At 61.8% G+C, this 13,203-nt stretch carries 10 protein-coding genes and 1 pseudogene; 7 read left to right on the top strand and 4 right to left on the bottom strand.

The annotated features are described in order from the left end of the window. Positions 1–24 precede the first annotated feature (24 nt). From exbB to ACYZT4_RS21590, 7 genes and pseudogenes are all read left to right on the top strand, one after another. Positions 25–984 (top strand): tonB-system energizer ExbB, encoded by a 960-nt coding sequence (gene exbB, locus ACYZT4_RS21620; RefSeq protein ID WP_461982886.1) that lies wholly within the window; start codon positions 25–27, stop codon positions 982–984. A gap of 6 nt (positions 985–990) precedes the next feature. Continuing rightward, complete coding sequence (exbD, locus tag ACYZT4_RS21615; protein WP_461982885.1) at positions 991–1,419, top strand: TonB system transport protein ExbD; 429 nt, start codon at positions 991–993, stop codon at positions 1,417–1,419. Beyond that, positions 1,416–2,168: an energy transducer TonB family protein gene (locus tag ACYZT4_RS21610; protein WP_461982884.1), complete on the top strand. Its 753-nt coding sequence runs from the start codon at positions 1,416–1,418 to the stop codon at positions 2,166–2,168. Before exbD ends, ACYZT4_RS21610 begins: the two co-directional genes overlap by 4 nt. Positions 2,169–2,328: 160 nt before the next feature. After that, positions 2,329–3,258: a LysR substrate-binding domain-containing protein gene (locus ACYZT4_RS21605; protein ID WP_461982883.1), complete on the top strand. Its 930-nt coding sequence runs from the start codon at positions 2,329–2,331 to the stop codon at positions 3,256–3,258. Positions 3,259–3,267: 9 nt separating this feature from the next. Then, positions 3,268–5,343, top strand: a complete 2,076-nt coding sequence (recG, locus tag ACYZT4_RS21600; RefSeq protein WP_461982882.1) for an ATP-dependent DNA helicase RecG — start codon at positions 3,268–3,270, stop codon at positions 5,341–5,343. Between the two features lie 78 nt (positions 5,344–5,421). Beyond that, positions 5,422–6,822 carry an aminoacyl-tRNA deacylase and HDOD domain-containing protein gene (locus ACYZT4_RS21595; RefSeq protein ID WP_461982881.1) on the top strand — a complete coding sequence of 467 codons (1,401 nt, stop codon included), beginning with the start codon at positions 5,422–5,424 and terminating at the stop codon, positions 6,820–6,822. Positions 6,823–6,969: 147 nt separating this feature from the next. After that, positions 6,970–7,221: pseudogene (locus ACYZT4_RS21590) on the top strand (hypothetical protein). 68 nt (positions 7,222–7,289) lie between these two features. Here the strand turns inward: ACYZT4_RS21590 and ACYZT4_RS21585 are convergent. The 4 genes from ACYZT4_RS21585 to tssM all read right to left on the bottom strand — a co-directional run bounded on the left by ACYZT4_RS21585 (position 7,290) and on the right by tssM (position 13,198). Further along, the gene (locus ACYZT4_RS21585) at positions 7,290–7,673 is read right to left on the bottom strand and encodes a helicase (protein ID WP_461982880.1); all 384 of its coding nucleotides are present in this window, start codon (positions 7,671–7,673) and stop codon (positions 7,290–7,292) included. A 262-nt stretch (positions 7,674–7,935) separates the two neighbouring features. Continuing rightward, positions 7,936–8,937, bottom strand: a complete 1,002-nt coding sequence (locus tag ACYZT4_RS21580) for a serine/threonine-protein kinase (protein ID WP_461982879.1) — start codon at positions 8,935–8,937, stop codon at positions 7,936–7,938. Beyond that, on the bottom strand, positions 8,934–9,662 hold the full coding sequence (locus tag ACYZT4_RS21575; RefSeq protein ID WP_461982878.1) for a PP2C family protein-serine/threonine phosphatase: 729 nt from the start codon (positions 9,660–9,662) through the stop codon (positions 8,934–8,936). Before ACYZT4_RS21575 ends, ACYZT4_RS21580 begins: the two co-directional genes overlap by 4 nt. After that, positions 9,662–13,198 carry a type VI secretion system membrane subunit TssM gene (gene tssM / locus ACYZT4_RS21570; protein WP_461982877.1) on the bottom strand — a complete coding sequence of 1,179 codons (3,537 nt, stop codon included), beginning with the start codon at positions 13,196–13,198 and terminating at the stop codon, positions 9,662–9,664. The genes ACYZT4_RS21575 and tssM overlap by 1 nt, the downstream gene beginning before the upstream one ends. Positions 13,199–13,203 lie beyond the last annotated feature (5 nt).

Genomic DNA, 13,203 nt, shown 5'->3' with positions numbered 1-13,203 from the left:
CTTTTTATCTCAGGTCCGGCCAGCATGACACGCAATCAATTCTCCGCTTCGCCAACCAAACGACCTCGCGCCTGGGGCGCGGTGGCCGCCCTGCTGCTCAGCCTGATGCTCGCGCCTGTCGCCGCATTCGCTGACGCAACGGCACCCGCCACCCCGGCTGCTGCTGCCGCGACACCTGTGCCGGCCGATCACGCTGCTCCGGCTGCCACCGATCCCGCTCAAGCCGTGGATACTAGCGCGGAAGACGCTCCTGAGGTGCTCGAAGCCGACAACACCTTGGGCATGGCTCATGACCTGTCGCCGTGGGGCATGTACCAGAACGCCGATATTATCGTGAAAATCGTGATGATCGGCCTGGCCATCGCATCGATCATCACCTGGACAATCTGGATCGCCAAGGGCTTTGAACTGATGGGCGCCAAGCGTCGTCTGCGCACTGAAATCGTCCACCTGAAAAAAGCCACCACCCTTAAAGAAGCCAGCGCTTCCGCCGCCAAGCCCGGCACTCTTGCCAACTTGCTGGTGCACGATGCGCTGGAAGAAATGCGCCTGTCGACCAACAGCCGCGAGAAAGAAGGCATCAAGGAACGCGTGGCTTTCCGTCTCGAGCGTCTGGTTGCAGCGTGCGGTCGCAACATGAGCAGCGGCACCGGCGTGCTCGCCACTATCGGTTCCACGGCACCGTTCGTGGGCCTGTTCGGTACCGTGTGGGGCATCATGAACAGCTTCATCGGCATCGCCAAAACCCAGACCACCAACCTTGCCGTTGTAGCTCCCGGCATCGCCGAAGCCTTGCTGGCCACCGCACTGGGCCTGGTAGCAGCGATTCCAGCCGTTGTGATCTACAACGTCTTCGCCCGCTCCATTGCCGGTTACAAGGCGCAGGTGTCCGACGCGTCGGCAGAAGTCCTGCTGCTGGTCAGCCGCGACCTCGATCACCAGCCTGAGCGCAGCTCGCAACCGCACATGGTGAAAGTGGGGTAATCGGCCATGGGCCTGCATTTGAAAGAAGGCGCAGACGACGATCTGGCCGAGAACCACGAAATCAACGTCACGCCGTTCATCGACGTGATGCTGGTGCTGCTGATCATCTTCATGGTGGCCGCACCGCTGGCCACCGTGGACATCAAGGTTGACCTGCCTGCCTCGACCGCCAAACCGGCGCCGCGGCCGGAGAAACCGGTATTCCTCAGCGTCAAGGCTGACCAGCGCCTGTTCCTCGGCGAAGACGAAGTGAAGGCCGATGCCCTCGGCGCCACGCTCGACGCCCGGACCAAAGGCAAGAAAGATACGACGATCTTCTTCCAGGCCGATAAAGGCGTGGACTACGGCAACCTGATGAGCGTGATGGACAACCTGCGCTCGGCTGGCTACCTGAAGGTCGGCCTGGTCGGACTCGAGTCGGCAGTCAAGAAATGATCACGACGCGCCATAAGCTGACGCGTTACGGCGGGAGCCTGGCCGTGGTGCTGGGCGTCCATGCGCTGGCCATTGCGCTGGCGTTGAACTGGACGTCGCGCCCACCGCTCGAGCTGCCGCCGCAGGCCATGATGGTCGAATTGGCGCCGGTTCCGGCCCCGCCTCCACCGGCACCGCCGAAGGTGATAACGCCGCCACAACCACCGGCCCCGGTGGAGGAGTTGCCGATCCCGAAGCTGGCTGAAGCGCCGAAGGCCGAGATTGCCGTGCCGAAACCGGTAAAACCCAAGCCCAAGCCCAAGCCTCAGCCGCCCAAGCCTGTGGAGAAAAAGCCGGAGCCGCCGAAAGAGAAGCCGTCCGAGGAAAAACCGAGCGACGCGCAACCCACCCAGGCACCGACAGATAAATCCGCACAACCGGCACCGGGCCCATCGCCCGCGCAGCAAGCGGCCAAGGCCAGTTGGCAAGGCACGCTGCTCGCTCACCTAGCCAAGTACAAAAAGTACCCGGCCAGTGCTCAGGCGCGGGGCAAGGAAGGTTTGAACCGTCTGCGCTTCGTGGTGGATGCTGAAGGCAATGTGCTGTCGTTCGAACTGGTGGGCCGCTCTGGCAACGCCGATCTGGACCGGGCCACCCTGGAAATGATCCGCCGCGCCCAACCGCTTCCCAAGCCACCGGCCGATATGCTTAACAACGGCTCGATAGAAATTGTTGCGCCGTTTGTTTACTCGCTGGAGCGCCGCCGCTAAGCCAAACGCAGCCCCCTGTAGGAGCCAGAAAGGCACCGAAAGGTGCCTTTTGCGTATCCGCCAGCGCATTGCCCGGTGTCGCGCAACACACTCTCTCTGATAACGTGCGTCTATCGATTGCAGCCGGTATGCTTGGCCCGCAACTTCATGGACGCCCGCTATGACTCTTACAGAATTACGCTACATCGTTACCCTCGCCCAAGAGCAGCACTTCGGCCACGCGGCCGAGCGTTGCCACGTCAGCCAGCCGACCCTGTCGGTGGGCGTGAAAAAGCTTGAAGACGAACTCGGTGTGCTGATTTTCGAGCGCAGCAAGAGCGCCGTGCGCCTGACCCCGGTCGGCGAAGGCATCGTGGCCCAGGCGCAAAAAGTTCTGGAGCAGGCCCAAGGTATTCGCGAACTGGCCCAGGCCGGCAAGAACCAGCTGACCGCCCCGCTGAAAGTCGGTGCGATCTACACCGTCGGCCCGTACCTGTTTCCGCACCTGATTCCGCAACTGCACCGGGTCGCCCCGCAGATGCCGTTGTACATCGAAGAAAACTTCACCCACGTCCTGCGCGACAAGCTGCGCAACGGCGAACTGGACGCGATCATCATCGCCCTGCCGTTCAACGAAGCCGACGTGCTGACCTTGCCTCTCTACGACGAGCCGTTCTACGTCCTGATGCCTGCACAACACCCATGGACACAAAAAGAATCCATCGACGCCAGCCTGCTCAACGACAAGAGCCTGCTGCTGCTCGGCGAAGGCCACTGCTTCCGCGATCAAGTGCTTGAAGCCTGCCCGACACTGGCCAAAGGCAACGACGGCGCCAAGCACACCACGGTGGAATCCAGCTCGCTGGAAACCATCCGCCACATGGTCGCCTCCGGCCTCGGGATTTCGATCCTGCCGTTGTCCGCCGTTGACAGTCATCATTACGCTCCCGGCATTATCGCCGTTCGTCCGCTGACACCGCCCGTACCGTTCCGCACCGTGGCCATCGCCTGGCGCGCAAGCTTTCCGCGGCCGAAGGCGATTGAAATCCTCGCGGACTCCATTCGCCTGTGCTCGGTGGCCAAGCCAACCGCGCCGGTGGCTGCGGCTTAAGTTGGCGTCATGACCGAGTTGTCGCAAGTGTCGGTGACGGCACTCAAGGGTGTCGGCGAGGCCATGGCCGAGAAACTGGCCAAGGTCGGCCTGGAGAATCTCCAGGACGTACTGTTTCATCTGCCGTTGCGTTATCAGGACCGCACGCGCGTGGTCCCGATCGGCCATTTGCGACCCGGGCAAGATGCGGTCATCGAAGGCACCGTCAGCGGCACCGACGTGGTGATGGGTCGCCGCCGCAGCCTGGTCGTGCGCTTGCAGGACGGCACCGGCGGGCTCAGCCTGCGCTTCTATCACTTCAGCAACGCGCAGAAAGAAGGCCTGAAACGCGGCACGCGGATTCGTTGCTACGGCGAAGCGCGGCCGGGTGCGTCGGGGCTGGAAATCTATCACCCGGAATACCGCGCCATCACCGGCGACGAACCGCCGCCAGTGGATGAAACCCTGACGCCGGTCTATCCGCTGACCGAAGGCCTGACCCAGCAACGCCTGCGCCAGTTGTGCATGCAGACACTTACGATGCTCGGCCCGACCAGCCTGCCCGACTGGCTCCCGACTGAATTGGCGCGCGACTATCAACTGGCGCCGCTGGCCGACGCGATCCGCTACCTGCATCACCCGCCCGCCGATGCCGACGTCGACGAACTCGCCCTCGGTCATCACTGGGCGCAGCACCGATTGGCGTTCGAAGAGCTGCTGACTCATCAACTGTCGCAACAACGCTTGCGCGAAAGCATGCGCTCCTTGCGTGCGCCAGCGATGCCGAAAGCCACCCAGTTGCCGCCCAAGTATCTGGCGAATCTGGGTTTCGCACCGACCGGCGCTCAACAACGCGTCGGCAACGAAATCGCCTACGACCTCAGCCAGCACGAACCCATGCTGCGCCTGATTCAAGGTGACGTGGGCGCGGGTAAAACCGTGGTTGCCGCGCTCGCCGCGCTCCAGGCCTTGGAAGCGGGTTATCAAGTCGCCTTGATGGCGCCCACGGAAATTCTCGCCGAGCAGCACTTCATCACCTTCAAGCGCTGGCTCGAACCGCTGGGTATCGAAGTTGCCTGGCTGGCCGGCAAGCTCAAAGGCAAGAACCGCGTGGCCGCGCTGGAGCAGATCGCCAGTGGCACACCGATGGTGGTCGGCACCCACGCGCTGTTCCAGGACGAGGTGAAGTTCAAGAACCTCGCGCTGGCGATCATCGACGAGCAGCATCGCTTCGGCGTGCAACAGCGGCTGGCATTGCGCCAGAAAGGCGTTGGCGGGCGGATGTGCCCGCATCAACTGATCATGACCGCCACGCCGATTCCACGAACGCTGGCGATGAGCGCCTACGCCGACCTCGACACCTCGATCCTCGACGAACTGCCGCCAGGCCGAACCCCGGTCAACACCGTGCTGGTCACCGACACCCGACGCGTCGAAGTGATCGCGCGGGTACGCGGCGCCTGTGCCGAAGGGCGTCAGGCCTATTGGGTGTGCACGCTGATCGAAGAATCGGAAGAACTGACCTGCCAGGCCGCCGAAACCACTTACGAAGACCTCACCGCCGCCCTCGGCGAATTAAAGGTCGGGCTGATTCACGGCCGCATGAAGCCAGTCGAGAAAGCCGCCGTGATGGCAGAGTTCAAGGCCGGCAACCTGCAATTGCTGGTGGCGACCACTGTGATTGAAGTCGGCGTCGACGTGCCGAACGCCAGCCTGATGATCATCGAAAACCCCGAACGCCTCGGCCTCGCGCAGCTGCACCAATTGCGTGGCCGCGTCGGTCGAGGCAGCGCCGCCAGCCATTGCGTGCTGCTCTACCATCCGCCGCTGTCACAGATCGGTCGTCAGCGTCTGGGCATCATGCGCGAAACCAACGACGGTTTTGTCATTGCCGAAAAAGACCTCGAACTGCGCGGCCCCGGCGAAATGCTCGGCACGCGTCAGACCGGCCTGCTTCAATTCAAGGTCGCCGACCTGATGCGCGACGCCGACCTGCTGCCCGCCGTGCGCGACGCCGCCCAGGCGCTGCTCGAACGCTGGCCCGATCATGTCAGCCCGCTGCTCGACCGCTGGCTACGCCATGGGCAGCAATACGGCCAAGTGTGAGCACCGTCGCACTTTCTGGACGATGCCTTCCAGCAAGCTGGTTATACTCCTGCAATTGTTTGAATACGGATACAGACCATGACTGAAGCTGCCCTCGCCCCCGAAACCCCGCACGCTCCGTCTGTTATTCGGCTGATGCTCGGCAAGCTGGGCATCGCCTACGAAGAAGTACTCGACCACCACGGCCTGAACGCCTCGCGCAAAGTGCAGGCGGTTTTGCTCGACGACGCTGTGGGCGCGCTGATGGTGCTGTTTCCGCAAAGCCAATTGCTCGACCTCAATCGTCTGGCTGAACTGACGGGCCGCCGCCTCACTGCCGTACCGACCGAGCGCCTGGAAAAGATGCTCGGCAAACACAGCCTGAGCCTGCTCCCCGGCCTGCCGGCGCTGACCAGTTCGCCGTGCCTGTACGAAGAAAGCCTGCTGCGCGAACCGAAGTTGTTGATCAACTCGGGCGAGCCAGGCGTGCTGCTGGAGATCACCAGCGAAGCGTTCAAGACCATGCTGACCAAGGCCAGCGCCGCCAACTTCGGCGAGAACCTGACCAGCATCCGCCCGAACCTCGACCGTCCCGACGATGACGGCAAGGAAATCACCCAAGCCGTTCAGGCCTTCACCGCGCGCCGTATCCAGCAACGCCTGGAAGCAACCATCGAAATTCCGCCGCTGGCCGAGACTGCTCAGAAAATTATCAAACTGCGCGTCGACCCCAACGCCACCATCGACGACATCACTGGCGTCGTGGAAACCGACCCGGCCCTGGCCGCACAAGTGGTGAGCTGGGCCGCGTCACCGTACTACGCGTCGCCGGGCAAGATTCGTTCGGTTGAGGACGCCATCGTCCGCGTGCTGGGTTTCGACCTGGTGATCAACCTCGCGCTGGGCCTGGCCCTGGGCAAAACCCTGAGCCTGCCCAAAGACCACCCGCAACACACCACGCCGTACTGGCAGCAATCGATCTACACCGCCGCCGTCATTGAAGGCCTGACCCGCGCCATGCCACGCGCCCAGCGCCCCGAAGCCGGCCTGACCTACCTTGCCGGCCTGCTGCATAACTTCGGTTATTTGCTGCTGGCCCACGTGTTCCCGCCGCACTTCTCGCTGATCTGCCGTCACCTGGAGGTCAACCCGCACCTGTGCCACAGCTACATCGAGCAACACCTGCTGGGCATCAGCCGCGAACAGATCGGCTCATGGCTGATGCGCTACTGGGACATGCCCGAAGAACTGGCCACCGCGCTGCGCTTTCAGCATGACCCGGGCTACGATGGCGCCTACGCCGAGTACCCGAACCTCGTCTGCCTGTCTGTGCGCCTGCTGCGGGGTCGCGGCATCGGTTCCGGCCCGGACGAAGACATCCCCGAAGCGTTGTTCGAGCGCGTCGGCCTGACGCGTGATAAAGCGAACGACGTCGTGAGCAAAGTCCTCGAAGCCGAAGTGCTGCTGCGCGAACTGGCTTCGCAATTCGGCCAGGCCTGAAGCATTCGTCGGAACGCCTTCGCGAGCAGGCTCGCTCCTACAGGGGATTACTAAACCCCGTGGGAGGGAGCTTGCTCGCGAAGACTTCAACTCGGTCTGCAGACCACCCCCGCGCAACACTAGTACGTCACCCCAGAGGGCTTTCAGATGACTCAGTCAGCGACTGTCAGTGTTGCAAGCCAAGTCCGCAAATTGCCAAAGACAACAAGGTCACCGCTGAACGCGACCGCCTGAGTCTCATGGCCGTAAGCATTACGCATTTAATGGGCGACGTCGTCGAGCTGGATAACATCGAACAGCCACTCGTCAATCTCAAAAAAAGGCGTTCTGAGCAAATCAGAGATCTTGGCACTTCAAGGCCGCTACCTTCAGGAAAGGCGCTCACAGAAAAGTAGCTGACGACTTCCGTTCCGTTAGGCCACTTAGAAACTGCTGAGTAACTTCAAAAATTCCAGCCACGGAAAGACCTAAACCTTCGGCTTAGCCTTGCGTGGCTTCAAATACTTGGTCAACCCCTGAAACCAGATCACCAACGCCGGGTTGCCCTTGATCTGAATCGACTTGTCCTGAATCCCCGTCATAAACGCCAACTGCTTGTTTTTCGCCTGCATCGTGGCGAAACCATACGTCGCATCTTTAAAAGCAATCGCAAACGCCGGCTCGGCATACACGCCCGACTTGCTGGTAATGCGCTGATCCTTCACAAAGAAATGCCGCGCCACTTTCCCGTCGTGGGTCTGTAGTTGAAACACCAATTCCTTGTCACCCAGCTGCTGCTGGAACGCAGGATTAGTCCGACTGGCCTTACCCATCAACAAACCCAGCATCCACAGCAGAAAACGAAATTTCATGCGCACAGCCTCAAAAGGAAAATGAACGGCCGGCGCAGTGTAGCGGCTTAAAGCGAGAACGCCACCATTGAGCGTTAGAAGAAGATGCCGTGCTTTTTGACGCTGATGACTACCAAGTCATTGACGAAACGCCGCTGTTTAAAAGTGCAAGATTATTGAGCTTTCTACGCTCGACGCTATCGGACATTTCCTTCAATACGCGGTGCTGTACATGATCGCCGGCAAGCCGGCTCCCACAGTGGGAGTTGTCAGCCAAAAAATGTTACGCCCAAAGTTGCAGACGTTGCAGCCAGGACGAAGTAGCACCGAAGGCGTCTCGCAGCTGCGCGGCAGTGATCGTTCGGTCAACCGCATCGAATGCCAATGCCGTTCGCAGGGCTGGCCAACACTGTTTGGGTAAATTCAGAGGGATTTGCAGCTCACTATCCAAGCGTTCATCGCGGGCCTGGGTCGAAGGCAAGCGGCGGAACGGATGTTTGCCGCCCGCCAATTCGTAGAGCACACACGCCACGCCGTACACATCCGCACTGGCCGACAGCGGCTGGCCTTCAAGCAATTCCGGCGCGGCGTACCCCGGGGTCCAGGCGTTGAAACGCTCGCGGCTCAGGTGTGGCAAACCGGCCAAGATACCCTCTTCGGCCTGGCCCAGACCGAAGTCGAACAGGCGCACGCCGTCTTCGCTGAGCATCACATTGCCGGGTTTCATGTCGCCGTGTAGCACGCCGCGCGCGTGAGCGTAGGCCAGCGCGTCGAGCAGCGGCAGCGCGATGTCGCGCAGTTCTTGCCACGGCAGGCCGAGGGGCCGTTCGCAGAGCAGTTTGTCCAGGGTCATTCCACGCATGAGTTCCATGGTGATGAAGGCGCGCTGGCAATCGGTGTCCACTTCAAAGGTGTGCGGGCGCAGCACGTTGTCGTGGCGCAGGCGTCGGGTCAGGGCGAACTCGCTGTAGAGCAAGGCGCTGGCGTCCGGCGATTCGGCAAATTCTTCGCTGAGGATTTTCAGCGCAATGTAAGGGTCGGGATCGCCGAACTGTTCACTCAGCAGATCGCGTGCGCGGTAAACCGCACCCATGCCGCCGGCACCGAGCAGACGCTCGATGCGGTAACGGCCTGCCAGCACATCAGGCAGCTCACCGACGCTGGCTCGTGTCGGCACCCGAGCGGGGTCACCCTCAAGTGATTTGGCGAACGCAAAGTAAGTCAGGTTATTGGCCTGCTCTTCGCTCATCAGCAGGTCGTCGAGCGGCTGCATAAGTTGGGTCATTGGCGGATCACCACGGCAGTCAGGTTGTCCCGGGCCGAGCCGCGCAACGCGCCGGCGAACAGACGCTCCAGCGCAACGTGCGGCGTGGTCAGGCTCAGGGCACTGCCCAAAGCGTCGGAGCTCAGCCCGTTGTACAAACCATCGCTGCACAACAGAAACGCATCGCCGGGACAGACCTCGAGTTCGAGCACATCCAGCGTCAGCTGCTCAGCCGCCCCGACCGCACGGGTCAGGGCGTGCGCGGCAGGATGGGTACGGGCGTCTTCGACGCTCATCTGCTGCTCGTCGATGAGTTGCTGTTGCAACGAATGGTCCTTGGACAGCTGATACAAACGCTGGCCACGTCGCAAATAGCAGCGGCTGTCGCCGGCCCAGATGCAGGCCGCACGATTGCCTTCCACCAGCAGCGCCACGACGGTGCTGCCCATGATGCTGTCGGGGCGCCCCGCAGTGACGGTCAACTCCTGACCCAAGCGGCGGTTGAGCCAGTGCAGACACTGGCGAATGCCTTTGAGTCGTTCGTCGAAGTCATTCTGCACCGGCAATTCCGCCAGGCTGGCGACGATTAACTGGCTGGCGATGTCGCCCCTCTGATGACCGCCCATGCCGTCCGCGACCACCCACAACCCGCGCTGTGGACAGTCGAGAAAAGCATCTTCGTTGCGCGCCCGCACCTTGCCGGCGTCGGTACGCGCAGCGCTGCGCCAGGCACTGGCCACCCGCATCAGAGCTGCACCGGCATACGAAAGGTGCGCAGCACGCCCATGTCGAACGGGTTCGGCGTGCGCTGGCTGGTCAGCAAGTAGTTGGCGCGCAGGCCACCCACGTCAGCCTTCAGCACCAGCACATCGCGACCGCTCAGGTACTCAGTCTGCATCAGGTCGAACAGACGGAACAGCGACCAGGGCCCGGTGTTCTTTTCAATGCCGATCGGGCGGCCGGCCATCTTGTCGAGGACCAGGCTGGAACGACCGTCATCCGCATCGGTCGGCCATTTGAACGAAACCGGCACGATAGGGCCGTGGCGGTATTCGATGGTCTTGTCGCCGAACTTGAACTCGGAACGGCTGACGGCCGGATCGAGGGTGTACGGCTCCAGTTTGAACTGCACTTGCGGTTCGGCCGGATTGATCGAGAAGAAGCTCTGGCGAATCACTTGGGCCGCGGCCATCTGGTCAAGGTAAAGCTTGGAGATCGGCATGCTGTGACCGTCAATGCTGCGCAAACGGTAGTTGCCCGGATCGCCACTCACGAACGGACGCATGTAGTTCTCGAAGAACCGGTCGGCAATCCCCTGCGCCTTGAAGAACTCGCGGAAATCACTGATCGCCACGTCGCTGGTACTGTGGGCCGTGAACGGGTAACGCTTGTTGATCGCCTTGCCATAGAAGCTGTACAGCTCGCTCTGATAGCGCTGGTTCAGGTACTGGTAGGAATCGTTGAGCACCAGACGCCAGGTGTCTTGCGCCAGCACGTTGAACCACACGCTGACCGGCCGCGGCAGGCGGTTCGACGCATTGCGCAGGTTGCTCAGCGCATCGCGCTGGCCGCTCATGCGAGTCTTGGCCATGTCGAACGCGGCCTGTTCCGGCGCACTGGCACGGGCGAGGCTCGCCAGTTGCATTTGCAGGTCGTTGAGCGCCGCCAGTGCCGGGGTCAAATCAGCGGCCGGGCCGTTGTTGTCATCCAGCAAGCGGTGCAGCGTTTCGAAGCGGCGTTGCAGGATTTTTTTTGCAGTGTCGGGCAACTGCTTTGTTACAAGAGCGGACATGTCGCCGGCTTTGTCCGCAGCCGCCGCAGCCAGTTTACCGAGCGTGCCACCCTTCTCCGCCAGCCGCCCGACCACATCGGCGGCGTCGTCCGCACTGTCGGCAATCACCGGGAACCGCGTGTTCTCGCGCACTGCCACCAGCAGTTGCAGCACCGGCGAGTTGGCCGAGGTCAGGCCCGCCAGTTGTTCGGCGCCCTCACTGAAATCGCTGATCGGAGGCAATGCAACCTGACCCACCGCTTCGCTCCAGAAATTGGCGTAGTCGCGAAAGTACAGTTGCTCCAGCTCGACCATCAGACGGCGCAAGTCCATGCCGCTGATGCCCGCGCCTTCGCCCAGCACCCAGTTGTCACGCAGAATATCGCTGACCAATGCGGCGCCCTGAACGGAGAAATACTGCTGATAACCCTGCTGCGTGTAGAAGCCCGGGATCACGTATTCGGTGCCGACAAACAGCGAGCCCTGCGGGCCAAGGTGTTGGCTCAGGCGGTACTCCGGCAGGTTGCGGGCCTGCTCGCGCAGCATCCGGTAAACCACATTGGCCAGCGACTCGCTGCGCAATACCTGACGCGCCTGAGCCACCAGTTGATCGTTCAGCGGGAAGATAAACGGCTGCTTGAGCAAGCGCTCGAAGTGGGTGTTCAAACCGTTCTGCACCGCGGTATTGCCGGCGTAACGCTGGGACCATTCGGTGGCGACCCAATCCTTGAGCCACGCGCCGTCACGACGGTCTTTCATGTTCAGCATCAGGTACGCACGCAAGCTGTTGAGCAGGCGCTCGCGGTCTTTCATGTTGGCGCGTATCTGCCCTTCCAGCAGGGTCGAGACCTTCGGCAGCAACTGCGTTTGAAGCTCGCGCTCGTAGCCGGCCCTGACCACCGGATTCACATCTTCACCCTGATACAGGCCGCCACGCTCGTGGTACGAAACATCGCCCTTTTTCGGAAAGACCTGAGTCGCCGCGTAGCTGGCGTCGAGGGGTTTGAGCACGGCCCTGGAGTCATCACGCGCAGTCAGCGCCAAGCGTTGTTGCGTCCAGGTTTGCGCGATGTTTCGCAGGTTTTCCAGACGCTCGTAGTTGGCCGAAAAACCACCCGCCCACAGCAGTCCGAAAAGGCCCAGCGCCGCCAATGCGCCGACGTACAACGCACGCTGGCCCCAATGGATGCGGCTGCGTTCGCGCTTGTCCAGACCGGCCAAATCGGCCTCGGGGAAAATCACCCGGCTGAGCAAATGATGAATGAACCGTGAACGGCCACTGCGCAGGGTTGGCAGAACACCCGCTTTCATCCCCAAATTGGCGCCGACAGCGGCGGCGTCCGGGTCCATTGTTTCAGTCAGGTAGGGTGCACTGGTCAGGTAAAAACCGCGCAACTGGCTGGCCCGCTGGTAACGGTTGCCGGAGAACGCCAACTCGACGAACACGCACAGACGCTCGCCGATCTGCCCCAACTGATGCGGGAAGTCTAGGATGCGGCCACGGCGCTGGGTGTCGCGCTCCTGGTGCATGCGCATAATCACCTGACTGTTCAGGCGCCGCAGCAGCTCCTCGAACTCGGCGCGCAGCACGGTGACGTCGGTGCCGCTCTGCGCTCTGCGGAAGCTGGTGCCGAGCACCTGTTCGCTTTCTTCGCGGGTCAGTTGATCAAAGAACTCGTCGAAGCCGAGCAACGTGTCCGCTTTGCTCAGCACCAGATAGACCGGCACATCGACGTGCAGCGTCTGATGCACCTCTTGCAGGCGCGCACGCACCTGACGGGACAGGAGTTCCAGGTCCTCTTCGTTTTCGCCGACCAGCATTTCCACGGGAATGGTCACCAGCACGCCGTTTAACGGGCGGTTGCGGCGACGCTTGCGCAGCAGGTCGAGCAAGGTGCTCCAGGCACTGCTATCGACTGCGGCATCGGTCTGGGTCAGGTAACGCCCGGCGGTGTCGATCAGCACGCCGTGGTCGGCGAAATACCAGTCGCAATGCCGGGTACCGAGGGTGTCGCGGGTCAGTTTGCGGTCGATCCTGTTGATCGGAAACTCAAGGCCCGAAAAGTCCAGCAGGCTGGTCTTGCCGCTGCCCTGCGGGCCGATCAGCAAGTACCACGGCAAATCACTGCGCCAGCGCTCGCTGCGACCGCGATACAGGCTCGAAGTCTTGAGGGTTTTCAACGCATCCTTGAAGCGCACGCGGAGCTCTTTCTGCTCGTCGTCGATCTGCTCTTCGCGACGGATCTGGTCCTGACCGTCTTCAGTGGCTTCGATGGCTTTGTTACGCACCCCGGCGCGCCAGCTGACGAAGACCATGCTCAGGCCCCAGACCAGGCACAACACACTGATGGTCAGCAAACGAGAGGTCGAACCCTCCCAGAACTTGTAGTCATCGACTGCTAACAGTGGCCCGACGAACCACACCAGCAGCGCGACGAACAGCACCAGCAGCAAGGTCCAGACCCAGGTCTGGCGCACGAACGCGCCGACTGTCTTGAAAAACTTTTTCATCAAAC

Source organism: Pseudomonas sp. GB2N2, assembly GCF_054897705.1.
The sequence above is the reverse complement of the archived record's forward strand: the minus strand, read 5'-3'. Positions and strand labels throughout refer to the sequence as shown.